The following is a 25,017-nucleotide window of genomic DNA, read 5'->3' as shown; positions in this document are numbered from 1 at the left end:
ACCATGCGTGGATTACGTCCGGCATTCTCAACTTTTCTCTTTCTGTTATTGATTACTGGCGGCGTTTACCCGCTGCTAACCACCCTGCTTGGGCAATGGTGGTTTCCCTGGCAGGCCAACGGTTCGTTGATCCGTGAAGGTGATACAGTGCGCGGTTCGGCATTAATCGGGCAGAATTTTACCGATAACGGCTATTTTCATGGCCGCCCGTCGGCAACGGCAGAAATGCCCTATAATCCACAGGCTTCTGGCGGGAGCAATCTGGCGGTCAGTAATCCGGCGCTGAATAAACAAATAGCTGCACGCGTTGCTGCTTTACGAGCCGCTAACCCGGATGCCAGCGCGAGCGTTCCGGTTGAACTGGTCACGGCTTCGGCAAGCGGGCTGGACAATAACATTACCCCGCAAGCGGCGACCTGGCAGATCCCACGGGTGGCGAAAGCGCGTAATCTCAGCGTTGAACAGCTCACACAACTGGTCGCAAAATACAGCCAACAACCGCTGGTGAAATATATCGGCCAGCCGGTCGTCAACATTGTCGAACTCAATCTGGCGCTGGATAAGCTTGATGAATAACGAACCCTTACGTCCCGACCCCGACCGTCTGCTGGAACAAACTGCCGCGCCACATCGCGGAAAGCTAAAAGTTTTCTTCGGTGCCTGTGCGGGCGTCGGGAAAACCTGGGCGATGCTGGCGGAAGCCCAGCGACTGCGGGCGCAAGGGCTGGATATTGTGGTTGGCGTGGTAGAAACCCACGGGCGGAAAGATACCGCCGCAATGCTGGAAGGTCTGGCTGTTCTGCCACTGAAACGCCAGGCGTACCGTGGGCGGCATATCAGCGAGTTTGATCTCGATGCCGCCCTCGCCCGCCGTCCGGCGCTGATATTAATGGATGAACTGGCGCACAGTAATGCGCCAGGTTCCCGTCATCCTAAACGCTGGCAGGATATCGAAGAGCTACTGGAAGCAGGCATTGATGTTTTCACTACCGTCAACGTTCAGCATCTGGAAAGTCTGAACGATGTGGTCAGTGGCGTCACCGGAATTCAGGTACGGGAAACCGTGCCCGATCCTTTTTTCGATGCCGCCGACGACGTGGTGCTGGTGGACCTGCCTCCGGACGATCTGCGCCAGCGACTGAAAGAAGGCAAAGTCTATATTGCCGGGCAGGCTGAGCGCGCCATTGAACATTTTTTCCGCAAAGGCAATTTGATTGCCCTGCGCGAACTGGCGCTGCGCCGTACTGCCGATCGCGTAGATGAGCAAATGCGCGCCTGGCGGGGGAGTCCTGGCGAAGAGAAAGTCTGGCACACGCGCGACGCGATCCTTTTATGTATTGGGCATAATACGGGCAGCGAAAAACTGGTTCGGGCGGCGGCGCGGCTGGCGTCAAGGCTGGGGAGCGTCTGGCACGCTGTATATGTTGAAACCCCTGCCCTGCACCGCTTACCGGAGAAAAAACGTCGAGCCATTCTCAGCGCCCTGCGTCTGGCGCAGGAGTTAGGCGCAGAGACAGCAACACTTTCTGATCCGGCAGAAGAAAAAGCCGTAGTGCGTTATGCCCGGGAGCATAATCTCGGCAAGATAATTCTCGGTCGCCCGGCCTCGCGCCGCTGGTGGCGTCGGGAAACCTTTGCCGACCGACTGGCGCGCATCGCCCCCGACCTCGATCAGGTACTGGTCGCGCTTGATGAACCACCTGCGCGCACAATTAATAACGCGCCGGATAGCCGCTCTTTTAAAGACAAATGGCGGGTGCAAATTCAGGGCTGCGTGGTTGCCGCCGCGTTATGCGCCGTTATCACTTTAATTGCCATGCAGTGGCTGATGGCCTTCGATGCCGCTAACCTGGTGATGCTGTATCTGTTGGGCGTGGTGGTGGTGGCACTTTTTTATGGTCGCTGGCCTTCGGTGGTTGCCACCGTCATTAACGTGGTGAGTTTCGATCTCTTTTTTATCGCCCCACGCGGCACGCTCGCCGTCTCTGATGTGCAGTATCTGCTGACCTTCACGGTGATGTTAACCGTCGGGCTGGTGATCGGGAACCTTACCGCTGGCGTGCGTTACCAGGCGCGGGTAGCCCGTTACCGCGAGCAACGCACGCGACACTTATATGAGATGTCAAAAACGCTGGCGGTAGGCCGCAGTCCCCAGGATATCGCCGCCACCAGCGAGCAGTTTATTGCTTCTACTTTTCATGCCCGCAGTCAGGTGTTGTTACCTGATGACAACGGTATATTACTGCCGCTAACACATCCGCAGGGGATGACGCCGTGGGACGATGCTATCGCCCGCTGGAGCTTTGATAAAGGTCTGCCTGCGGGTGCGGGCACCGACACTTTACCCGGCGTGCCGTACCAGATTTTGCCGTTAAAAAGCGGCGAGAAAACCTACGGACTGGTGGTGGTGGAACCGGGAAATTTGCGCCAGTTGATGATCCCGGAACAACAGCGCCTGCTGGAAACGTTTACGCTGTTAGTGGCCAATGCTCTTGAGCGCCTGATGCTGACCGCCAGCGAAGAACAGGCGCGGATGGCCAGCGAGCGTGAACAGATCCGCAACGCGCTGCTGGCGGCGCTGTCTCACGATTTACGCACCCCGCTTACGGTGCTGTTTGGTCAGGCAGAAATCTTAACGCTTGATCTGGCAAGCGAAGGTTCTCCGCACGCTCGCCAGGCCAACGAAATTCGCCAGCATGTGCTGAACACGACCCGACTGGTAAATAACTTGCTGGATATGGCGCGAATTCAGTCCGGCGGCTTTAATTTGAAGAAAGAGTGGTTAACGCTGGAAGAAGTCGTCGGCAGTGCGCTGCAAATGCTGGAGCCAGGTTTATCGTCACTCATCAACCTCTCTCTGCCTGAACCGCTGACCTTGATCCACGTCGACGGGCCACTGTTTGAGCGGGTGCTGATTAATCTGCTGGAGAATGCGGTGAAGTACGCGGGAACGCAGGCTGAAATTGGTATTGATGCCCATGTCGAGGGAGAGCAACTACAACTGGATGTCTGGGATAACGGCTCCGGTATTCCACAAGGTCAGGAACGGACGATTTTTGATAAATTTGCCCGCGGGAATAAAGAGTCAGCAGTGCCGGGCGTCGGGCTTGGGTTGGCAATTTGTCGGGCGATTGTAGAAATACACGGTGGTACGATCATCGCATTCAACCGACCGGAAGGTGGCGCTTGTTTTCGTGTTACACTTCCTCAGCAAACCGCTCCTGAACTTGAAGAATTTCATGAGGATATGTGACAAACGTTCTGATTGTTGAAGATGAACAGGCTATTCGTCGCTTTCTGCGCACAGCGCTGGAGGGCGACGGTATGCGCGTCTTTGAGGCCGAAACACTGCAACGTGGGCTGCTGGAGGCGGCAACCCGTAAGCCGGATTTGATTATTCTCGATCTCGGCCTGCCCGATGGCGATGGAATTGAGTTTATCCGCGACCTGCGCCAGTGGAGCGCGGTGCCGGTAATTGTGCTTTCCGCACGTAGCGAAGAGAGCGACAAAATCGCCGCGCTGGATGCCGGAGCTGATGATTACCTGAGTAAACCGTTTGGCATTGGTGAATTGCAGGCTCGTCTACGCGTCGCGTTACGCCGCCACTCCGCCACCGCCGCGCCCGATCCGGTGGTGACATTTTCCGATGTGACCGTTGATTTGGCCGCCCGCGTGATCCATCGCGGCGAGGAAGAAGTGCATTTGACGCCGATAGAGTTCCGCCTGCTGGCTGTGTTGCTCAACAACGCCGGGAAAGTGCTTACCCAGCGCCAGTTACTCAACCAGGTATGGGGGCCAAATGCGGTCGAACACAGTCACTATTTGCGGATTTATATGGGGCATCTGCGACAAAAACTGGAACAAGACCCGGCCCGACCTCGCCATTTTATTACTGAAACCGGTATTGGGTATCGGTTTATGCTTTAGGGTGTTATTTGTCTGATGCGGCGAAAACGCCTTATCCGGCCTACAAAATAGTGAAAATTCAATATATTGCACCATTCTCGTAGGCCTGATAAGCGTAGCGTATCAGGCGGTCATAAGTAAAAAAGGGCGATCTTCCGACCGCCCTTTTTTCTTACTTTATATGATTACGCGTTTTTCAGAACTTCGCTAACAATCTCAACCGCCTCTTTCTCGATCTGCTTACGATGTGCTTCGCCAAGGAAGCTTTCGCAGTAGATCTTGTATGCGTCTTCCGTGCCTGACGGACGCGCGGCGAACCAGCCGTTGTCGGTCATCACTTTCAAACCACCGATAGAAGCACCGTTGCCCGGCGCAGCGGTCAGACGCGCGGTGATTGGGTCGCCTGCCAGAGTGCTGGCGCTCACCATTTCCGGAGACAGCTTAGACAGCGCCGCTTTCTGTGCGGAAGTTGCTGCTGCCTGCAAACGGTTGTAGCTCGGCGCACCAAAGCGTTTTGCCAGCTCGTTGTAGTGTTCCTGCGGGTTTTTGCCGGTGACGGCAGTAATTTCCGCCGCCAGCAGACACATAATGATGCCGTCTTTATCAGTTGACCACGGCGTACCGTCGAAACGCAGGAACGAAGCGCCCGCGCTCTCTTCGCCGCCAAAGCCGAAGCTGCCGTCAAACAGACCATCCACAAACCATTTGAAACCTACCGGTACTTCTACCAGCTTGCGACCCAGGTCATTGACCACACGGTCGATCATCGCAGAAGAAACCAGCGTTTTACCGACGGCAACATCTTTGCCCCACTGCGGACGATGCTGGAACAAGTAATTGATCGCTACTGCCAGGTAGTGGTTCGGATTCATCAAACCTGCCGGAGTAACGATGCCGTGACGGTCATAATCCGGATCGTTAGCAAACGCCAGATCGAACTTATCACGCAGTGCCAGCAGACCCGCCATCGCACACTCAGAGGAGCAGTCCATACGGATCGCGCCGTCTTTGTCGAGGTGCATAAAGCGGAAAGTCTGATCGACCTGATCGTTAACGATGGTCAGGTTGAGATTGTAATACTCGCCAATGCGCTTCCAGTATTCGATACCGGAACCACCCAACGGATCGACACCCAGCGTCAGGCCAGCCTTCTGAATCGCCGCCATATCGACGATATCGGCCAGGCCTTCCACGAACGGTTGCACCAGATCTTGTTCTTTCACATGACCGGATGCCATCGCTTCGTCAAGGGAGATACGCTTCACATCTTTCAGGCCATCGGCCAGCAGTGCGTTGGCCCTGTCTTCCACCACTTTGGTGACGTTGGTATCAGCCGGGCCACCATTTGGCGGATTGTATTTGATACCACCATCTTCCGGCGGGTTATGGGACGGCGTAATCACGATACCATCTGCCAGCGGGCCACCTTTTTTGTTGTGAACCAGAATGGCATTGGAAACGGCAGGTGTCGGAGTGAAGCCATTATTTTCCTGCACAATGACATCAACCCCGTTTGCTGCCAGCACTTCCAGCACGGAAATGAATGCAGGTTCGGACAAGGCGTGAGTATCTTTACCCACATAGCAAGGGCCAGTGATGCCGTTTTTCGCACGTTCTTCGGCAATCGCTTGAGCGATCGCCAGAATGTGCGGCTCGTTAAAGCTGTGGCGCGCTGCACTGCCACGGTGACCGGAAGTACCGAATTTCACCGCGTGCTCCGCATTCCCTGCTTCTGGTTTCAGTACATAATATTGCGCCGTCAGTTGGGCGACATTAATCAAATCACTCTGTTGTGCAGGCTGGCCTGCACGATTGTGGATTGCCATTGCTTTGTCCTTTATCTGCAACGTTGTTTTAAATTGTCCCGCAAACCTTCTCAATCAATTCCGCCGGGAATTGCATCGACTGCATGATGTGTTCAATCATGCTGCATTTACGGCCAGTGTTAGTGTTGGTGATCACCCAATACGGCGTGCCTGGCACGTGTTTCGGCTTGGTCTGATTACCATTTTTCAGCAGCGTCTGTTCATCTGCCGCAAAGTAAACGCGCGTGCGACCGTGCAACGATTCCGTTGCTTCGGCAAACGCCTGGGCGTCAAGAGAATATAGTGTAGACAACAGCAGCATAAAGCGGTTGACCGCACGCTTCTGCTCTGCGTATTCATCGGAAAGCAGAAGTTCACGCATTGCGCGTACTTTGTCTTTAATCGTTTTGATCGGCTTCGCTTCGACGATAGCAGGCGACGCAATGCGAACCTCTTTCGTCACCGGAGCAGCAGGCTGTGATGCGGCGGAAAACTTCAACATACGCCGTAAAATGTCGGATGCGCTCTCGCCGATATGCTTAGTGTGGCTGGCAATATAGCTGTAGAGTTCATCATCAACTTCAATCGTTTTCATCTTAATCCAGTGCGGTGTCTTAGCTGAATACAAGTCGCCAGGAGTATATGAATAAATCCCGGCAGCGGATAGCGTCAAGCCTGGCTTGCAGAAAAACTCGGATTAAACCTTATTTGTTGCAGCCCTGTGGCACAATGGTCAACATAATACCCTAACCCGACTTCGCGAAAAAAAGAACTTTGCCATGAAATTGAATATCCGCGCGCAATCTACACAAAATCAGCACAATAATTCTCCCATCGTCCTTGTTCATGGTCTGTTTGGTAGTCTCGACAACCTCGGCGTGCTGGCACGTGACCTGGTGAGCGACCACGATATCATCCAGGTGGATATGCGTAACCACGGACTTTCACCGCGCGATCCTGTGATGAATTATCCGGCGATGGCGCAGGATCTGCTGGATACGCTGGATGCGCAGCAGATCGATAAGGCGACATTTATTGGCCACTCAATGGGCGGCAAAGCAGTAATGGCGCTCACCGCGCTGGCCCCCGATCGCATCGATAAACTGGTGGCAATCGATATTGCGCCCGTCGATTATCACGTGCGCCGTCATGATGAGATTTTCGCGGCCATCAACGCGGTCAGCGAATCTGACGCACAAACACGTCAACAGGCGGCGACGGTGATGCGTCAGCATCTGAATGAAGAAGGGGTGATTCAGTTTCTGTTGAAATCCTACGTTGACGGCGAATGGCGTTTTAACGTGCCGGTGTTGTGGGATCAGTATCCGCATATTGTGGGTTGGGAGAAAATCCCGGCGTGGGATCACCCCGCCCTATTTATCCCCGGTGGTAATTCGCCGTATGTTACTGAACAATATCGTGATGATTTACTGGCGCAATTTCCGCAGGCACGGGCGCATGTGATTGCAGGTGCGGGTCACTGGGTACACGCAGAAAAACCTGATGCAGTGCTGCGCGCCATCCGCCGCTATCTCAATGATTAATGCAACTGATTAAAAACCCAGCGTCTGCGTCGCTTTCCGCGCGTGGGCGTTGGCGTGACTCATCGCGCTGATGTATTATGGCGCGCTATCCATCCGGGCAGACGCCTGGCTGATTGTTTCCCCCGAAGTCACCAAGATCATGGCCAAAGAACAAACGGACCGTACGACATTAGATCTGTTCGCGCACGAGCGTCGACCGGGACGACCGAAAACCAATCCGCTTTCGCGCGATGAACAGCTGCGTATTAATAAACGCAACCAGCTAAAACGCGACAAAGTACGTGGTCTTAAGCGTGTCGAACTGAAGCTGAATGCAGAAGCTGTCGAGGCGCTGAACGAGCTGGCAGAGTCGCGTAATATGAGCCGTAGCGAACTGATCGAAGAGATGTTGATGCAACAACTCGCGGCGCTGCGTAGTCAGGGCATCGTCTGATCCCATCCTTTACTCAAATAATTCGGGTTACAGCCCATGTAACTTGAAGTTGGACAAAAAAATCGTGTAGCACAGTGTGCAGTCCTGCGAGTTTGCTGATTCCGCAAGACTGCCTGTTCTGCTATGATTGCCTTTATCCGTGGGCAATTTGCCACCCCCATTTCAATAAGTTTCAAGAGGTTATTTCACTCATGGCTATCACTGGCATCTTTTTCGGCAGCGACACCGGTAATACCGAAAATATCGCAAAAATGATTCAAAAACAGCTTGGTAAAGACGTTGCCGATGTCCATGACATTGCAAAAAGCAGCAAAGAAGATCTGGAAGCTTATGACATTCTGCTGCTGGGCATCCCAACCTGGTACTACGGCGAAGCGCAGTGTGACTGGGACGACTTCTTCCCGACTCTCGAAGAGATTGATTTCAATGGTAAACTGGTTGCACTGTTTGGCTGTGGCGACCAGGAAGATTACGCAGAATATTTCTGCGACGCGTTAGGCACTATCCGTGACATCATCGAACCGCGTGGTGCTACCATCGTTGGTCACTGGCCAACTGCGGGCTACCATTTCGAAGCCTCAAAAGGTCTGGCGGATGACAACCACTTTGTCGGTCTGGCTATCGACGAAGACCGTCAGCCGGAACTAACCGCCGAACGCGTGGAAAAATGGGTGAAACAAATTTCTGAAGAGCTGCATCTCGACGAAATTATCAACGCCTGATGTGATGCGGCGTAGACTCATGTCTACGCCGTATTAATAGATAATGCCAATCAAAATAATTGCTACAAATTTGTAACTTTTGCCGTTGTACCTGTACAATGTTCCAGTGTTGAAGTGGCCTTACCGATGTAAATGTAAGCTAAGCCACGTTTTTATTAACAATATTTGTCAGGGACTTGTAGTTTTCATTTAGGCATGGCAATTCTATAATGATACGCATTATCTCAAGAGCAAATTCTGTCACTTCTTTTAATGAAGTGAATCGCTTAGTAACAGGACAGATTCCGCATGACTGATAACAATACCGCCCTAAAGAAAGCTGGCCTGAAAGTAACGCTTCCACGCTTAAAAATCCTGGAAGTTCTTCAGGAGCCGGACAACCATCACGTCAGTGCGGAAGATTTGTACAAACGTCTGATCGATATGGGTGAAGAAATTGGTCTGGCTACCGTATATCGCGTACTGAACCAGTTTGACGACGCCGGTATCGTCACCCGCCACAATTTTGAAGGCGGTAAATCCGTATTTGAACTGACCCAGCAACATCACCACGATCACCTGATCTGCCTCGATTGCGGCAAGGTTATCGAATTTAGTGATGAATCTATCGAAGCGCGTCAGCGTGAAATTGCCGCAAAACACGGCATTCGCCTGACTAACCATAGTCTCTATCTTTACGGTCACTGCGCCGAAGGCGATTGCCGCGAAGATGAGCACGCGCACGAAGGCAATTAAGTCAGCCTGAACGAGAAAAAGCCAACCTGCGGGTTGGCTTTTTTATAAAGAGAAATAAGAAAAGCGAGAGTTACAGCTCTCGCTTTTTGTTTTTTACTGCGTAGCGTTATTACTGCGAATTTCCTGCCAGACCTTATCACAATCGGCTTTCACCGCCTGATCATTACCGGTTTGCGTTGCCTGAATACACTGCTGATAATCCAGCACGCGCACACTTTCCTGCTCGGCAAACTGCTGATGTTGTTTCTCTTTCTTCAGCACGTTTAACACGCTCTGGCAGGCTTCAATTTTTTCCGGCGAGCCTTGTGCGGTATTAATACAGGCGCTGTACGCCTCTTTCAGACGACTATCTTCCTGTGGCGCGGTTGATTGCGCACAGGCCACCAACCCCGATGCCATCATGGCGATGAGAATCAGTTTCTTCATAGCAAATTCCTCAAACGTGCGGCAGGCGAAAAACCTGCCGCGTCGGACATCAGAAGATAGTGAATGGCGCGATAACCATAAACTTCACGTCACGCTCATCCTGGAAGATGTTGCCGTAACCGCCGCCCCAGCTCGGGATATCGGAGTGGTTATCGTATTCGGTGAAGTGCAGCTTGAACATCGTACCTTTGGCGCGACCATCCTGAAGGGTGTAGACCGCATCCAGGCTGTATGCAGACTCTTCAATAGTCCGGTTCTTGTCGTAGTACGCATCCGGGTTGCTCTGCCAGGTAGCGGGTTTGGCATCCCAGGCGTAAACGTAAGAAGCGCCGATGGCGAAACCTGGAAGATTCCAGTTTTTCAGATCATACATCGCGCCGAAGAAGACCGCTTTTTCGCCGTTGGCGTTAAAATCAGAACGGTTATCCCACCAGATATCCAGGCGGCCGTTAGAGGAAGCGTAGGTTGGGGTCATACGCTGTAAGAAGTACCCCTGCTGACCGTCAGCTTTCACCCAGGTGCCTTCCAGGCGCAAATCCACTACGTCAGCCGCCCGGTAGCCAAAGGTCAACGCCTGTAGCCAGGCGGTGCCGTCGTAAAGATCGTTGACGCTGCGATCGTCAACTTTATCGCGCGTACCGTAGAACTGGTAGCTGGTAGTTAGCGGGCTACCGGCGATATCAAATTTGTAGCTGGCTTTAGCAAAATACTGATCGATATACCCTTCAGCCTGACCAAATGCCGCTTCCAGCACGAGGTTATTTTTGAAATCGTACTTCGCCCCGAGGGAGTGCAGGTAATCAACTTTGGTGGTTTTATCGTTCTGATAAAACTCATCCATTTCCAGATGCCACGGCGCTTTATATTCGTTGGTCCACATGTAGGAGAAGCTCAACGCACCAGCATCACCGTAATCAAAATTAGCCCCGGCTTCCGCGCCCTGATAAGTACCCGGCATAAAGCTCCAGTGCGGCGCTAACAGCGTCTGACCGGTTGGCTGAATATAACCTGCTCTCGCCCACGCCGGACCGTATTTAAATTTGGCCGCTGCTTTATACAGGCTTATACCGCTTTTATCGCCTGACCAGTCTTCGTCATAGGCTTTATTACTTTTCGAAAAAGCGATTTCGTTCGGGTGTGAACTGTCGCCATTTTCCGCCATTTCAATCGCCGTAAACGCAGCAATATCAAGGCCGAACATATCCGCGGCATAACCAGACTGAAAATCGAGGTTGGCGTTCCAGGTGGAGTGAGAAAGGTTGGTTTTGTATTTGTCGCCGTCGGTAACATCTTTACGGTCACGTTCACGCTGCCAGTAATAGATACCGCCGGTTAAGGTTGAATCGTCGATAAATCCTTCGGCGTGAGCCTCCGGCATTGCCATAAAGCCCGACATTGCTGTAACACCGGCGATAGCCAGCGCCAGCGTACTACGTTTACCACTAAACGTACGCATGGGTTAATCCTCTTTGACGTATAAATTGCTGCACCAAGGGTGAACAGCGAAAAAATAAAAAATTAAAAAAGTAGCGTTGAGAAAAGTCTCGCTGACTACAGGAACAGACTATTTTTCGCGCCGCGAATTATCAATCTCTTTCTGTAACGAGAATGTAAGAACATGAGCAACCGCACATATTTTGATGATTTTTGTTACAAGGTTTAAATTTGTACCAGGAGAGCGCGTAGAAGAAAAATATGCGGCTTTCCAGTGGGATGAAGGCAGTCGCATTCGATTAAATTATGGCTGGTGATTTTAAATTTGTTTTATGGATAAATTACAAAGCGGAATTAATTCGCGAAGAAAAGCAGAAAAAACGCCGCTGAGTGCGGCGTTTGGGATTGTTGACGAAGTGCACTTTGTTCATGCCGGATGCGGCGTGGACGCCTTATCCGGCAAAGTGGAACTTAACGTTACTCGCCAACCTTCGCCCAGGTATCACGCAGCCCAACGGTGCGGTTAAATACTGGTTTTTCCGCAGTGGAATGGCGACTGTCGAGACAGAAATAGCCTTCACGCTCAAACTGGAACGCTTTACCTGCTACCGCATCTTTCAGCGACGGTTCAGCAAAGCCCTGTTTGATCACCAGCGATTCCGGGTTAATCACCGACAGGAAATCATCCGCAGCGCCTGGATTCGGCACGCTGAACAGACGGTCATACAGACGGATTTCAACCGGTAGCGCATGTGCCGCACTTACCCAGTGGATAACGCCTTTGACCTTACGACCATCAGCCGGATCTTTGCTCAGGGTGTCAGCATCGTAAGTACAGAAGATAGTGGTGATATTGCCTTCGGCATCTTTCTCCACCCGTTCCGCTTTAATCACGTAAGCATTACGCAGACGCACTTCTTTACCCAGCACCAGACGTTTGTACTGTTTGTTGGCTTCTTCGCGGAAATCGGCGCGATCGATCCAAATCTCAGCACTAAACGGCACCTGGCGGCTACCCATTTCCGGTTTGTTCGGATGGTTCGGCATGGTAACCATTTCGCCTTCGCCCTGATAGTTTTCGATAACCAGTTTTACTGGATCGATAACTGCCATTGCGCGAGGGGCGTTTTCGTTAAGATCTTCACGGATGCAGGATTCCAGCGACGCCATCTCAATAGTGTTGTCCTGCTTGGTCACGCCAATGCGTTTGCAGAACTCACGAATAGAAGCCGCGGTATAACCACGACGACGCAGACCGGAAATGGTCGGCATACGCGGATCGTCCCAGCCTTCTACGTGCTTGTCGGTCACCAACTGGTTCAGTTTACGCTTGGACATCACGGTGTATTCCAGATTCAGACGCGAGAATTCGTACTGGCGCGGATGAACAGGAATAGTGATGTTGTCCAGAACCCAGTCGTACAGACGACGGTTGTCCTGGAACTCCAGCGTACACAGAGAGTGGGTAATACCTTCCAACGCATCGCTGATGCAGTGGGTGAAGTCGTACATCGGGTAGATGCACCACTTGTTGCCGGTCTGATGATGTTCAGCAAACTTAATGCGATACAGCACCGGATCGCGCATCACGATAAACGGCGATGCCATGTCGATTTTCGCACGCAGGCAGGCTTTACCTTCTTCAAAACCGCCGGTACGCATCTTCTCGAACAGCGCCAGGTTCTCTTCAACGCTGCGGTCGCGGTATGGGCTGTTTTTACCCGGCTGCGTCAGAGTGCCACGATATTCGCGGATTTGCTCTGGCGTCAGTTCATCAACATATGCCAGGCCTTTATTGATCAGTTCAACAGCATAGGCGTGGAGTTGATCAAAATAATCGGAGGAGTAACGGACGTTACCTGACCAGTGAAAACCTAACCACTCAACGTCGTTTTTGATCGACTCGACGTACTCGATATCTTCTTTTACCGGGTTGGTGTCGTCGAAACGCAGGTTGCACTGGCCTTTATAGTCCTGGGCGATCCCGAAGTTCAGGCAGATAGATTTCGCATGGCCAATATGCAGATAGCCATTCGGCTCCGGCGGGAAACGGGTGTGTACTGTGGTGTGCTTACCACTGGCCAGATCTTCATCGATGATCTGACGAATAAAGTTAGTCGGGCGGGCTTCAGCCTCACTCATCGTGGATTCCTCAAAGCGTAAACAACGTATAACGGCGTATGATCTTATAAGCGAGACAGGCTGACAACTGTTAGTTAGAGAAAATCGAAAAATCTAACAAAGATTATGGGGATGATTGATGAAAAAAAAAGCGGTAGAGAAGATCCCCACCGCTTGTCATTGTTGGATGCGACGCTTGACGCGTCTTATCCAACCTACGGGCCTGATAAGACGCGTCAAGCGTCGCATCAGGCATAAAGCCGATTACTTTTTGATTTCAAACAGCGGTGTTTGACCCGCTACGACGTGCCCCTGGGCTTTAATAACCAGGCCGCTGAAATCGTCGATATTGCTGCAAACAACCGGACTGATCATCGAGCGAGCGTTAGCGTTCAGGTAATCCAGATCCATTTCCAGAATCGGTTGCCCTGCGCTTACCTGCGCGCCCTCTTCCACCAGACGTTTAAAACCTTTACCTTCCAGCGCCACAGTATCGATACCCATGTGGACTACGATTTCCGCGCCTTTTTCGGTTTCCAGGCAGAACGCGTGGTTGGTGTTGAAGATTTTCACGATAGTCCCTGCGGCTGGTGATACAACGATTTTATCCGTCGGTTTCACCGCCACACCGTCACCCACCGCTTTGCTGGCGAATGCTTCGTCTGGCACCTGATCCAGCGCCACAACATCACCAGTAATCGGTGATACCAGTTCAACGATAGACACTGCGTTTGGTACAGCCTGTGGTTTTGCTGCCGGAGCAGCGGTTGCCGGAGCGGCTTCAGCAGACGCTGCTGCTACCGGCCCACGGGCAACGACTTTCTTCATTGCATCACCGATAGATTCGGCTTTCGCACCGACAATCACCTGAATAGTCTGCTTGTTCAGTTTCACCACACCAGAAGCACCCAGACGTTTACACATCGCATCGTTGACGAGAGCTGAGTCAGCCACCGTCAGGCGCAGACGGGTAATACAGGCGTCAATCGCTTTCAGGTTGTCACTACCGCCAACCGCAGCAATATAGTTGGTCGCCAGTTGAGTCAGACCTTCTTCAGTGTTGCTGTTGGCTTCTTCAGTAACAATTTCGTCTTCTTTATCTTCACGACCTGGCGTTTTCAGGTTGAACAGGCGGATAACCACACTGAACACCACGAAGTAGATAGCGAAGAAAACAACGCCCATCACCAACAGCATCCAGACGTTCTGGCTGGCGGCCGGCAGGTTATACATCAACGCATAGTCGATGGCACCCGCAGAGAAGGAGAAGCCCGCGTGGATACCCAGCAACGTTGCGACAAACAGGCTGATGCCGGTCAGCAGTGCGTGCAGGAGGTACAGCAGCGGAGCGAGGAACATGAACAGGAATTCCAGCGGCTCAGTCACACCGGTCAGGAACGCGGTGATAGCCACGGAAAGCAGCATCCCACCCACCATCGGACGACGCTCTTTCGGCGCGGCAAAATACATCGCCAGCGCTGCACCCGGCAAACCGAACATCATGATCGGGAAGAAGCCGGACATGAACATCCCCGCCGTGCCGTCACCCGCATAGAAGCGGTTGATATCGCCGTGGAATACAGCACCCGCCGCGTTGGTGAATTCACCAATCTGGAACCAGGCGATAGTGTTCAGCACCTGATGCAGACCCGTTGGGATCAGCAGACGGTTGATGAAACCAAAGATACCGGAACCCAGCGCGCCTGCAGAAACGATCCATTCGCCACCTGCATGAATAGCGTGCTGCACCGGCGGCCAGACATAACCAAAAATGGCTGCCAGCACCAGACAGAAGAAGCCAGTGGCAATCGGCACAAAGCGTTTACCGCCGAAGAAGCTCAGGAAGTCAGGCAGTTTAATCGCGGACCAACGGTTATAGGCTGCACCACCGACCAGACCGGTAATGATACCCGCCAGAACACCCATGTTAATTTCCGGGTTGATGGTTACCATCGCTTTGGTCAGTACAAAATACCCGACCGCCCCCGCCAGCGCCGCCGCGCCCGCGCTGTCTTTTGACCAACTGGATGCCACACCGATCGCGAAGATAAGCGCAAGGTTGTCAAAAATCGCACCGCCCGCCTGGGCAATAAACGCAACGTTAAGTAAATCTGGCTGGCCGAATCGCAGCAACAGTGCCGCCACCGGCAGCACCGCGATAGGGAGCTGTAACGCCCTACCGAGTCGCTGGAAAAACCCTAAAATATTCATCTTATTCCCCCTACGAGAACCCTATTTGGCTTGTTTAAAGCCGTATTTTTATTTTGCTGCAAACTGTACTGCCGATGTTCTGTAATCAGGTTGTTAGATCATCTGCTACAGAGTGTGTAAAAAATTAATTCGTACCGCAAATTAAACGCGTGTCTTTTGTGAGTTTTGTCACCAAATATCGTTATCATCACTCCCTTTTACTGGCTAAACCAGAAAACTTATTTTATCATTCAAAAAATCAGGTCGGATTGACGCCTGTCTGCGCAAATCCAGGTTACGCTTAAAGATGCCAAATCCGCCAACGGCTTAATTTTTCTTATCGAGGTGAATAATGAGACTGATCCCCCTGACTACTGCTGAACAGGTCGGCAAATGGGCTGCGCGCCATATCGTCAATCGCATCAATGCGTTCAAACCGACTGCCGATCGCCCGTTCGTGCTTGGCTTGCCGACCGGTGGCACACCGATGACCACCTATAAAGCGTTAGTCGAAATGCATAAAGCAGGCCAGGTCAGCTTTAAGCACGTTGTCACTTTCAACATGGACGAGTATGTCGGTCTGCCGAAAGAGCATCCGGAAAGCTACTACAGCTTTATGCACCGTAATTTCTTCGATCACGTTGATATTCCAGCAGAAAATATCAACCTTCTCAATGGCAACGCCCCGGATATCGACGCCGAATGCCGCCAGTATGAAGAAAAAATCCGCTCTTACGGTAAAATTCATCTGTTTATGGGCGGTGTAGGTAACGACGGTCATATTGCATTTAACGAACCAGCCTCTTCTCTCGCCTCTCGCACCCGTATCAAAACCCTGACACATGACACTCGCGTCGCAAACTCTCGTTTCTTTGATAATGATGTTAATCAGGTGCCAAAATATGCGCTGACCGTCGGTGTGGGTACACTGCTGGATGCCGAAGAAGTGATGATTCTGGTGCTGGGTAGCCAGAAAGCACTGGCACTGCAGGCGGCCGTTGAAGGTTGCGTTAACCACATGTGGACTATTAGCTGTCTGCAACTGCATCCGAAAGCGATCATGGTGTGTGATGAACCTTCGACCATGGAGCTGAAAGTTAAGACTTTAAGATATTTCAATGAATTAGAAGCAGAAAACATCAAAGGTCTGTAATTGTTATCCCTGCCCTGACGTTTCGTTCAGGGCTGTATTATTTTTGATATCGGGGGTCGGAATGTATGCATTAACCCAGGGCCGGATCTTTACCGGCCACGAATTTCTTGATGACCATGCGGTTGTTATCGCTGATGGCCTGATTAAAAGCGTCTGTCCAGTAGCGGAACTGCCGCCAGAGATTGAACAACGTTCACTGAACGGGGCCATTCTCTCCCCCGGTTTTATCGATGTGCAGTTAAACGGCTGCGGTGGCGTACAGTTCAACGATACTGCTGAAGCGGTCAGCGTGGAAACGCTGGAAATCATGCAGAAAGCCAATGAGAAATCAGGCTGTACTAACTACCTGCCGACGCTTATCACCACCAGCGATGAGCTGATGAAACAGGGTGTGCGCGTAATGCGCGAATACCTGGCAAAACATCCGAATCAGGCATTAGGTCTGCATCTGGAAGGTCCGTGGCTGAATCTGGTAAAAAAAGGCACTCATAATCCGAATTTCGTGCGTAAGCCCGATGCCGCGCTGGTCGATTTCCTTTGTGAAAATGCCGATGTTATTACCAAAGTCACACTAGCGCCGGAAATGGTGCCAACGGAAGTGATCAGTAAACTGGCAAATGCTGGTATTGTGGTTTCAGCCGGTCACTCCAACGCCACATTGAAAGAAGCGAAAGCCGGTTTCCGCGCGGGGATTACCTTTGCCACCCATCTGTACAATGCGATGCCGTATATTACGGGGCGTGAGCCGGGTCTGGCGGGCGCGATCCTCGACGAAGCTGACATTTATTGCGGTATTATTGCCGATGGCCTGCACGTTGATTACGCTAACATTCGCAACGCCAAACGTCTGAAAGGCGACAAACTGTGTCTGGTTACCGATGCGACTGCGCCAGCAGGTGCCAATATTGAACAGTTCATTTTTGCGGGTAAAACAATATACTACCGCAACGGACTTTGTGTGGATGAGAACGGTACGTTAAGTGGTTCATCCTTAACCATGATTGAAGGCGTGCGTAATCTGGTCGAACATTGTGGTATCGCACTGGATGAAGTGCTGCGTATGGCGTCGCTCTATCCGGCGCGTGCAATTGGCGTTGAGAAACGTCTCGGCACTCTCGCCGCAGGTAAAGTGGCCAACCTGACCGCATTCACACCTGATTTTAAAATCACCAGGACCATCGTTAACGGTAACGAGGTCGTAACTCAATAAGAGAAAGTATGACACCAGGCGGACAAGCTCAGATAGGTAATGTTGATCTCGTAAAACAGCTTAACAGCGCGGCGGTTTATCGCCTGATTGACCAACATGGGCCAATCTCGCGAATTCAGATTGCCGAACAAAGCCAGCTTGCCCCCGCCAGCGTAACTAAAATTACGCGTCAGCTTATCGAACGCGGGTTGATCAAAGAAGTTGATCAGCAGGCCTCCACCGGAGGCCGCCGCGCAATCTCTATTGTCACCGAAACCCGCAATTTCCAGGCTATCGGCGTACGACTTGGTCGTCACGACGCTACCATCACCCTGTTTGATCTCAGCAGCAAAGTGCTGGCAGAAGAACATTACCCGCTGCCAGAGCGTACCCAGCAAACGCTGGAACATGCGCTCTTAAACGCCATCGCCCAGTTTATTGATGGCTACCAGCGCAAACTGCGAGAGTTAATCGCCATTTCGGTTATTCTGCCAGGGCTTGTCGACCCGGACAGCGGCAAAATTCATTACATGCCGCATATCCAGGTGGAAAACTGGGGGCTGGTAGAGGCTCTGGAAGAACGTTTTAAAGTGACCTGTTTTGTCGGTCACGATATCCGCAGTCTGGCGCTGGCAGAGCACTACTTCGGTGCAAGTCAGGATTGCGAAGACTCCATTCTGGTGCGCGTGCACCGCGGAACGGGTGCCGGAATCATCTCTAACGGGCGCATTTTTATCGGCCGCAACGGCAACGTTGGTGAAATTGGCCATATTCAGGTTGAACCGCTGGGTGAACGCTGCCACTGCGGAAATTTCGGTTGTCTGGAAACTATCGCTGCCAACGCCGCCATTGAACAACGAGTGTTGAATCTGTTAAAGCAGGGCTATCAGAGCCGCGTGCCGCTGGATGACTGCACCATCAAAACTATCTGTAAAGCCGCAAACAAAGGCGACAGTCTGGCGTCGGAAGTGATTGAGTATGTCGGTCGCCATCTGGGTAAAACCATCGCCATTGCCATCAACTTATTTAACCCGCAAAAAATTGTTATTGCCGGTGAGATCACCGAAGCCGATAAAGTGCTGCTGCCCGCCATTGAAAGCTGCATTAATACCCAGGCGTTGAAGGCGTTTCGCACTAATCTGCCGGTAGTGCGTTCCGAACTGGATCACCGCTCAGCAATCGGTGCTTTTGCACTGGTAAAACGCGCCATGCTCAACGGTATTTTGCTCCAGCATTTGCTGGAAAATTAATGTGCTTTTATAGTGGCGCTTATTGTTGTCAATATTCTGGGTAGTCCATGACCATTAAAAATGTAATTTGCGATATCGACGGCGTGCTGATGCACGATAACGTCGCCGTACCGGGTGCAGCGGAGTTTTTGCACGGGATTATGGATAAAGGCCTGCCGCTGGTGTTGCTGACCAACTATCCTTCGCAGACCGGGCAAGACCTGGCAAACCGCTTTGCCACTGCGGGTGTCGATGTGCCAGACAGTGTGTTTTATACCTCCGCGATGGCAACTGCCGATTTCCTGCGTCGACAGGAAGGCAAAAAAGCGTATGTAGTGGGCGAAGGCGCGCTGATCCATGAACTGTACAAAGCCGGTTTTACCATTACCGATGTTAATCCTGACTTTGTGATTGTTGGCGAAACGCGCTCATACAACTGGGACATGATGCATAAAGCGGCGTATTTCGTCGCCAACGGCGCACGTTTTATCGCCACCAACCCGGATACTCACGGACGTGGTTTCTATCCGGCCTGTGGCGCATTGTGCGCGGGGATCGAGAAAATCTCCGGACGTAAACCGTTCTATGTTGGTAAACCCAGCCCGTGGATCATCCGTGCAGCATTAAACAAAATGCAGGCGCACTCGGAAGAAACGGTGATTGTTGGCGATAACCTGCGTACCGACATTCTGGCTGGCTTCCAGGCGGGTCTGGAGACGATTCTGGTACTCTCTGGTGTTTCGTCGCTCGACGATATCGACAGTATGCCGTTCCGCCCTAGCTGGATTTACCCATCAGTCGCTGAAATCGACGTTATCTGAAAATCAACCACGTCTCAGGACGTGGTTGATATTGATGACAAACGCCAAACTGCCTGAGGCACTACGCTTATCAGGCCTACGCAGCTCCTGCAATATATTGAATTTTCATAATTTTGTAGGCCGGATAAGGCGTTCACGCCACATCCGGCATGAACAAATCTCACTTTGTAAGCGATTTGGTTTCTGCTCCCCCCGCAAAATATATCCATTCAATAAAACCCGCTAAAAATTATCGATTCATCAATAAACAGGTCACTACACCCCACTCTTTTTCACCATTCATCAATCACCATTACGTTTTTTATTTTTTCACCGCCAAATCTCTTGCGCACATTGCTGCTTTGCGGCATTTTTTTAAACAAGCAAACACAACAAGCAGCAAACACCAGGTTAACGGAGAAGGTTATGTGTTCAATTTTTGGCGTATTCGATATCAAAACAGACGCAGTTGAGCTGCGGAAGAAAGCACTCGAGCTGTCACGCCTGATGCGTCATCGTGGCCCGGACTGGTCCGGTATTTATGCCAGCGATAATGCAATTCTCGCCCACGAACGTCTGTCAATTGTTGATGTTAACGCGGGTGCGCAGCCTCTCTACAATCAATCAAAAACCCACGTACTGGCAGTGAACGGGGAAATCTACAACCACCAGGCGCTGCGTGCTGAGTATGGCGATCGTTACCAGTTCCAGACTGGATCTGACTGCGAAGTGATCCTCGCGTTGTATCAGGAAAAAGGGGCGGAATTTCTCGACGATTTGCAGGGCATGTTTGCCTTTGCCCTGTACGACAGCGAAAAAGATGCATATCTGATTGGTCGCGACCATCTGGGGATCATCCCTCTGTATATGGGTTATGACGAACACGGCCAGCTATATGTGGCCTCAGAAATGAAAGCCCTGGTGCCGGTTTGCCGCACCATTAAAGAGTTCCCGGCAGGGAGCTATCTGTGGAGTCAGGACGGCGAAATCCGTTCTTATTATCACCGCGACTGGTTCGACTACGATGCGGTGAAAGATAACGTGACCGACAAAAACGAGCTGCGTCAGGCACTGGAAGATTCCGTTAAAAGCCACCTGATGTCTGACGTGCCTTACGGCGTGCTGCTCTCCGGTGGTCTGGATTCCTCAATTATTTCGGCTATCACCAAAAAATACGCCGCCCGCCGCGTGGAAGATCAGGAACGTTCAGAAGCCTGGTGGCCGCAATTGCACTCTTTTGCCGTGGGTCTGCCTGGTTCACCGGATCTGAAAGCGGCCCAGGAAGTGGCAAATCATCTGGGCACTGTGCATCACGAAATTCACTTCACCGTACAGGAAGGTCTCGATGCCATCCGCGACGTGATTTATCACATTGAAACGTATGATGTGACCACGATTCGCGCTTCAACGCCGATGTATTTAATGTCGCGTAAGATCAAGGCGATGGGCATTAAGATGGTACTGTCCGGTGAAGGTTCTGACGAAGTATTTGGCGGTTATCTCTATTTCCACAAAGCGCCGAACGCCAAAGAGTTGCATGAAGAGACGGTGCGTAAGCTGCTGGCCCTGCATATGTATGACTGCGCACGCGCCAACAAAGCGATGTCGGCCTGGGGCGTGGAAGCACGCGTGCCGTTCCTTGACAAGAAATTCCTTGATGTAGCGATGCGCATTAATCCGCAGGACAAAATGTGCGGCAACGGCAAGATGGAAAAACACATCCTGCGTGAATGTTTTGAAGCGTATCTGCCCGCAAGTGTGGCCTGGCGGCAGAAAGAGCAGTTCTCAGATGGCGTCGGTTATAGCTGGATCGACACTCTGAAAGAAGTGGCGGCGCAGCAGGTTTCTGATCAACAGTTGGAAACGGCCCGCTTCCGCTTCCCATACAATACGCCGACCTCAAAAGAAGCGTATCTGTATCGCGAAATCTTTGAAGAACTGTTCCCGCTCCCAAGTGCCGCAGAGTGCGTACCAGGGGGGCCGTCCGTTGCCTGTTCTTCTGCCAAAGCGATTGAGTGGGATGAAGCGTTCAAGAAAATGGACGATCCATCGGGTCGTGCAGTCGGTGTTCACCAGTCGGCGTATAAATAAGACGTGTAATAATGCCCCGGAGAAATCCGGGGCAATTTCAGTTACTGGGGAACTTGTTGATTCTGATAGGCTGTGAGGAAATGTTCCGGATTTGCTACATCGCTGTCAGATAACTCATTACTGTAGGCGACTGACCAGGCTGCCGATTCATCCGGGATATGCAGGCTTCCATTTCCCTCTTTCAGGCGTAATAACTCAAAAGATTCGCCCTTGATTACAGCGGTATACGATTTCTCACCTTCCTGTAATGCTTTTACTTTACAGCGAAAAATCTGACCATCGATGTCATTATCAACATGAGATACCTGAACAAGGGCTTCATTTTCCGCTTTCGGCCCAATTCGCATCATCCAGACCACTGCTCCTTCCTGACCACGATAACCAAAGACATACTTACCAATTTCCGGTCGGGTTGTATCGGCAAACGCCGATTGCATAAGTAATAAAGCACTGACCAGCACCGTCATAAAACGCAACATATTATTCCCTCAATAAATCGCCTGAAGTGGTAGCAGAGATGCAGGCGTAGCGATCCCTGTTCTGTCCTGTTGCAACGGGTCAGTATTTCATAGATTAATTTCCCGCCGCTATTGTTGAATTCTGAATTTCACCCCGTATGACAAAAGAATGGCTGCAGGCTGTAGAAAAAACACAAAGTAAACAATAATTGACGAATATAGCGCCACGCTGTTCGCAACCTAACCAAACAGTCAATTTCAAGCAATTTTCCTTGAAAAAGAGGTTGACGCTGCATGGCTCTATACGCATAATGCGCCCCGCAACGCCGATAAGGTATCGCGAAAAAAAGATGGCTACGTAGCTCAGTTGGTTAGAGCACATCACTCATAATGATGGGGTCACAGGTTCGAATCCCGTCGTAGCCACCATCTTTTTTGCGGGAGTGGCGAAATTGGTAGACGCACCAGATTTAGGTTCTGGCGCCGCAAGGTGTGCGAGTTCAAGTCTCGCCTCCCGCACCATTCACCAGAAAGCGTTGTACGGATGGGGTATCGCCAAGCGGTAAGGCACCGGTTTTTGATACCGGCATTCCCTGGTTCGAATCCAGGTACCCCAGCCATCTTCTTCGAGTAAGCGGTTCACCGCCCGGTTATTGGGGTATCGCCAAGCGGTAAGGCACCGGTTTTTGATACCGGCATTCCCTGGTTCGAATCCAGGTACCCCAGCCATCTTCTTCGAGTAAGCGGTTCACCGCCCGGTTATTGGGGTATCGCCAAGCGGTAAGGCACCGGTTTTTGATACCGGCATTCCCTGGTTCGAATCCAGGTACCCCAGCCATCGAAGAAATAATCTGGCTACGTAGCTCAGTTGGTTAGAGCACATCACTCATAATGATGGGGTCACAGGTTCGAATCCCGTCGTAGCCACCAAATTCTGAATGTGTCGAACAGGTTCGGCAAGTTCAAAAAAATTTGTTGGGGTATCGCCAAGCGGTAAGGCACCGGATTCTGATTCCGGCATTCCGAGGTTCGAATCCTCGTACCCCAGCCAATTTATTCAAGACGCTTACATCGTAAGTGCACCCTGTTGGGGTATCGCCAAGCGGTAAGGCACCGGATTCTGATTCCGGCATTCCGAGGTTCGAATCCTCGTACCCCAGCCAATTTATTCAAGACGCTTACATCGTAAGTGCACCCTGTTGGGGTATCGCCAAGCGGTAAGGCACCGGATTCTGATTCCGGCATTCCGAGGTTCGAATCCTCGTACCCCAGCCAATTTATTCAAGACGCTTACATCGTAAGTGCACCCTGTTGGGGTATCGCCAAGCGGTAAGGCACCGGATTCTGATTCCGGCATTCCGAGGTTCGAATCCTCGTACCCCAGCCACATTAAAAAAGCTCGCTTCGGCGGGCTTTTTGCTTTTCTGCGTTTATTCAATATCGAATGCGATGTTGGCACGCCTTACCCTACGAAGTCGGATGCGACGCTGCCGCGTCTTATCCGACCTACGGTTGGCATGCATCCGGCAATGTTGTGAGGCTACAACCCTAACGCATATTTCAGCGCCTGACGTTTCAAGACGCCAGCACGTTCCGCCGCCATCAAACCAAGATTACGTACAAAACGCAGTGGCGGCAGATTATTGCTGAATCCGGCATAAAACAGATCCATACCGCTTTGCATAATGAAGTTATCCGCCATGCGACGCATCTGGTAACGCTTGAGGATTGGATAACTGGCCCACGCTTCGCCATGACTGCGCGCGCTCACCAGAACGTCAATCAGAGCATCAACATCGCGATAACCAAGATTCACGCCCTGCCCCGCCAGCGGATGAATGGTGTGCGCCGCATCGCCCACCAGTGCCAGACCTGGCTGAACATATTGCAATGCATGACGACGCGTCAGTGGAAACGCCCCCGCAGCAAGCGGCGTCACATAACCGAGACGCGACGGGAAATGTTTCGCGATTTCCGCCTGTAACTGCGCCATATTCATATTCTGTAACTGGCGAATGCGCGCCGGAGAGTCATACCACACCAGCGACGCCCAGTGATCAAACAACGGCAGGAAAGCACGCGGCCCGTCAGGTGTAAACTGCTGCCAAGTGCTGTCGCCAGGATCATTCTCGCACCGCACGCTAATCAACATACACGACTGCGCATACTGCCAGGCATGAACGCCAATTCCCGCCATCTGCCGCACCTGTGAATTTGCCCCATCGGCACCAATCACCAGCTTCGCGCGGATCACTTCTCCGCCCTTCAGCTCCAGCTCCTGAAGATCATTATCGCGATGCAACGCAATCAGCGAGGCCGGTACACGTAGCGTCACGTTCGGATGCGTCTCCAGTGCCTGCCACAACGCCTGTTGCAGAACGGTGTTTTCTACCATATAGCCAAGCAACGGTAGCTTAAGTTCAGCGGCGTCAAACACCACATGCGCCGTTTCCCACTCCCACGTTTCCAGTCTGCGATAAGGATGGCAACGCATAGCCTGTACCGCATCCCAGACACCTGAACCTTTAAGCAATGATACCGACGCAGCGCTAATCGCTGAAATACGCACGTCAGGCTGGCTGTCCTCTACAAACGGCGCAGGTTCAGCGTGTTCAATAACCGTTACCGAAAATCCGTGCTGCGCCAGTCCCAGCGCCAGTGCGCCGCCGACCATTCCTCCGCCGACAATGGCAATTTCCGTTGGTTGATTTGTCATGGTCAATCATCCTGTTAGCAATATGCTTTAAGTTTACAGGATTTTTATCCCCAAGGGCTGATAAC

Annotated in this window: 21 protein-coding genes and 10 tRNA genes; 23 read left to right on the top strand and 8 right to left on the bottom strand. The window is 51.8% G+C overall.

Features of this window, described 5'->3' with window-relative positions:
• The first annotated feature begins 3 nt into the window (after nt 1-3).
• The 3 genes from kdpC to kdpE are packed head-to-tail and all read left to right on the top strand — an operon-like array spanning nt 4 to nt 3,927.
• Nucleotides 4-576: a K(+)-transporting ATPase subunit C gene (kdpC, locus tag A31E_RS18915; RefSeq protein ID WP_001515981.1), complete on the top strand. Its 573-nt coding sequence runs from the start codon at nt 4-6 to the stop codon at nt 574-576.
• Nucleotides 569-3,253, top strand: a complete 2,685-nt coding sequence (kdpD, locus tag A31E_RS18920) for a two-component system sensor histidine kinase KdpD (protein ID WP_016248468.1) — start codon at nt 569-571, stop codon at nt 3,251-3,253. Before kdpC ends, kdpD begins: the two co-directional genes overlap by 8 nt.
• The gene (gene kdpE / locus A31E_RS18925; RefSeq protein WP_000186070.1) at nt 3,250-3,927 is read left to right on the top strand and encodes a two-component system response regulator KdpE; all 678 of its coding nucleotides are present in this window, start codon (nt 3,250-3,252) and stop codon (nt 3,925-3,927) included. The genes kdpD and kdpE overlap by 4 nt, the downstream gene beginning before the upstream one ends.
• Before the next feature lie 164 nt (nt 3,928-4,091).
• Here kdpE and pgm read toward each other — a convergent pair whose 3' ends face one another.
• On the bottom strand, nt 4,092-5,732 hold the full coding sequence (gene pgm, locus A31E_RS18930) for a phosphoglucomutase (alpha-D-glucose-1,6-bisphosphate-dependent) (RefSeq protein ID WP_010380767.1): 1,641 nt from the start codon (nt 5,730-5,732) through the stop codon (nt 4,092-4,094).
• Nucleotides 5,733-5,760: 28 nt separating this feature from the next.
• Nucleotides 5,761-6,306, bottom strand: coding sequence for a replication initiation negative regulator SeqA (gene seqA, locus A31E_RS18935; protein WP_001515978.1), 546 nt, complete (start codon nt 6,304-6,306; stop codon nt 5,761-5,763).
• A gap of 184 nt (nt 6,307-6,490) precedes the next feature.
• Between seqA and ybfF the strand changes: the two genes are divergently transcribed.
• From ybfF to fur, 5 genes are all read left to right on the top strand, one after another.
• Nucleotides 6,491-7,255 carry an esterase gene (ybfF, locus tag A31E_RS18940; protein WP_001515977.1) on the top strand — a complete coding sequence of 255 codons (765 nt, stop codon included), beginning with the start codon at nt 6,491-6,493 and terminating at the stop codon, nt 7,253-7,255.
• A 139-nt stretch (nt 7,256-7,394) separates the two neighbouring features.
• Nucleotides 7,395-7,688 carry a LexA regulated protein gene (gene ybfE / locus A31E_RS18945; RefSeq protein ID WP_001300829.1) on the top strand — a complete coding sequence of 98 codons (294 nt, stop codon included), beginning with the start codon at nt 7,395-7,397 and terminating at the stop codon, nt 7,686-7,688.
• 191 nt (nt 7,689-7,879) lie between these two features.
• On the top strand, nt 7,880-8,410 hold the full coding sequence (gene fldA, locus A31E_RS18950; protein WP_001515976.1) for a flavodoxin FldA: 531 nt from the start codon (nt 7,880-7,882) through the stop codon (nt 8,408-8,410).
• Nucleotides 8,411-8,619: 209 nt separating this feature from the next.
• The gene (gene uof, locus A31E_RS0122205; RefSeq protein ID WP_010380762.1) at nt 8,620-8,706 is read left to right on the top strand and encodes a fur leader peptide; all 87 of its coding nucleotides are present in this window, start codon (nt 8,620-8,622) and stop codon (nt 8,704-8,706) included.
• A complete protein-coding gene (gene fur, locus A31E_RS18955) occupies nt 8,699-9,145 on the top strand; it encodes a ferric iron uptake transcriptional regulator (RefSeq protein ID WP_000131707.1) in 447 nt (148 codons plus the stop codon). The genes uof and fur overlap by 8 nt, the downstream gene beginning before the upstream one ends.
• A 93-nt stretch (nt 9,146-9,238) precedes the next feature.
• Here fur and chiQ read toward each other — a convergent pair whose 3' ends face one another.
• The 4 genes from chiQ to nagE form a co-directional block, all read right to left on the bottom strand.
• A complete protein-coding gene (gene chiQ, locus A31E_RS18960) occupies nt 9,239-9,571 on the bottom strand; it encodes a ChiQ/YbfN family lipoprotein (RefSeq protein ID WP_001515975.1) in 333 nt (110 codons plus the stop codon).
• 49 nt (nt 9,572-9,620) lie between these two features.
• Entirely contained in the window at nt 9,621-11,027 is a 1,407-nt protein-coding gene (gene chiP, locus A31E_RS18965; RefSeq protein WP_001258812.1) for a chitoporin ChiP, read from the bottom strand.
• A 455-nt stretch (nt 11,028-11,482) separates the two neighbouring features.
• Entirely contained in the window at nt 11,483-13,147 is a 1,665-nt protein-coding gene (gene glnS / locus A31E_RS18970; protein ID WP_001287173.1) for a glutamine--tRNA ligase, read from the bottom strand.
• Between the two features lie 243 nt (nt 13,148-13,390).
• Complete coding sequence (gene nagE, locus A31E_RS18975) at nt 13,391-15,337, bottom strand: PTS N-acetyl glucosamine transporter subunit IIABC (RefSeq protein ID WP_001023084.1); 1,947 nt, start codon at nt 15,335-15,337, stop codon at nt 13,391-13,393.
• 331 nt (nt 15,338-15,668) lie between these two features.
• On the opposite strand from nagE, the gene nagB reads away from it, so the two are divergent.
• From nagB to asnB, 5 genes are all read left to right on the top strand, one after another.
• Nucleotides 15,669-16,469: a glucosamine-6-phosphate deaminase gene (gene nagB / locus A31E_RS18980; RefSeq protein ID WP_001237072.1), complete on the top strand. Its 801-nt coding sequence runs from the start codon at nt 15,669-15,671 to the stop codon at nt 16,467-16,469.
• Between the two features lie 61 nt (nt 16,470-16,530).
• Nucleotides 16,531-17,679: an N-acetylglucosamine-6-phosphate deacetylase gene (gene nagA, locus A31E_RS18985; protein WP_001515973.1), complete on the top strand. Its 1,149-nt coding sequence runs from the start codon at nt 16,531-16,533 to the stop codon at nt 17,677-17,679.
• A gap of 8 nt (nt 17,680-17,687) precedes the next feature.
• The gene (nagC, locus tag A31E_RS18990; protein WP_000187581.1) at nt 17,688-18,908 is read left to right on the top strand and encodes a DNA-binding transcriptional regulator NagC; all 1,221 of its coding nucleotides are present in this window, start codon (nt 17,688-17,690) and stop codon (nt 18,906-18,908) included.
• Nucleotides 18,909-18,955: 47 nt separating this feature from the next.
• Nucleotides 18,956-19,708, top strand: coding sequence for a ribonucleotide monophosphatase NagD (nagD, locus tag A31E_RS18995; protein WP_000153129.1), 753 nt, complete (start codon nt 18,956-18,958; stop codon nt 19,706-19,708).
• Nucleotides 19,709-20,113: 405 nt separating this feature from the next.
• Entirely contained in the window at nt 20,114-21,778 is a 1,665-nt protein-coding gene (gene asnB / locus A31E_RS19000) for an asparagine synthase B (protein WP_000337102.1), read from the top strand.
• A gap of 41 nt (nt 21,779-21,819) precedes the next feature.
• Here asnB and A31E_RS19005 read toward each other — a convergent pair whose 3' ends face one another.
• Nucleotides 21,820-22,257: a hypothetical protein gene (locus A31E_RS19005; RefSeq protein ID WP_016248467.1), complete on the bottom strand. Its 438-nt coding sequence runs from the start codon at nt 22,255-22,257 to the stop codon at nt 21,820-21,822.
• 331 nt (nt 22,258-22,588) lie between these two features.
• Between A31E_RS19005 and A31E_RS19010 the strand changes: the two genes are divergently transcribed.
• From A31E_RS19010 to A31E_RS19055, 10 genes are all read left to right on the top strand, one after another.
• A tRNA-Met gene (locus A31E_RS19010) sits at nt 22,589-22,665 on the top strand.
• Nucleotides 22,666-22,673: 8 nt separating this feature from the next.
• A tRNA-Leu gene (locus A31E_RS19015) sits at nt 22,674-22,758 on the top strand.
• A 23-nt stretch (nt 22,759-22,781) separates the two neighbouring features.
• Nucleotides 22,782-22,856: transfer RNA gene (locus A31E_RS19020), tRNA-Gln, on the top strand.
• Nucleotides 22,857-22,890: 34 nt separating this feature from the next.
• Nucleotides 22,891-22,965 (top strand) — tRNA-Gln (locus A31E_RS19025).
• Nucleotides 22,966-22,999: 34 nt separating this feature from the next.
• Nucleotides 23,000-23,074: transfer RNA gene (locus A31E_RS19030), tRNA-Gln, on the top strand.
• A gap of 15 nt (nt 23,075-23,089) precedes the next feature.
• Nucleotides 23,090-23,166, top strand: a tRNA-Met gene (locus A31E_RS19035).
• A 46-nt stretch (nt 23,167-23,212) separates the two neighbouring features.
• Nucleotides 23,213-23,287 (top strand) — tRNA-Gln (locus A31E_RS19040).
• A 37-nt stretch (nt 23,288-23,324) separates the two neighbouring features.
• Nucleotides 23,325-23,399 (top strand) — tRNA-Gln (locus A31E_RS19045).
• Nucleotides 23,400-23,436: 37 nt separating this feature from the next.
• A tRNA-Gln gene (locus A31E_RS19050) sits at nt 23,437-23,511 on the top strand.
• A 37-nt stretch (nt 23,512-23,548) separates the two neighbouring features.
• Nucleotides 23,549-23,623: transfer RNA gene (locus A31E_RS19055), tRNA-Gln, on the top strand.
• 153 nt (nt 23,624-23,776) lie between these two features.
• Here the strand turns inward: A31E_RS19055 and ubiF are convergent.
• The gene (gene ubiF, locus A31E_RS19060; protein ID WP_000184597.1) at nt 23,777-24,952 is read right to left on the bottom strand and encodes a 3-demethoxyubiquinol 3-hydroxylase; all 1,176 of its coding nucleotides are present in this window, start codon (nt 24,950-24,952) and stop codon (nt 23,777-23,779) included.
• Nucleotides 24,953-25,017 lie beyond the last annotated feature (65 nt).

It is taken from the genome of Escherichia sp. KTE159 (genome assembly GCF_000408805.1).
Classification (GTDB): Bacteria; Pseudomonadota; Gammaproteobacteria; order Enterobacterales; family Enterobacteriaceae; genus Escherichia; species Escherichia marmotae.
This window is presented reverse-complemented; position numbering and strand designations above follow the sequence as displayed.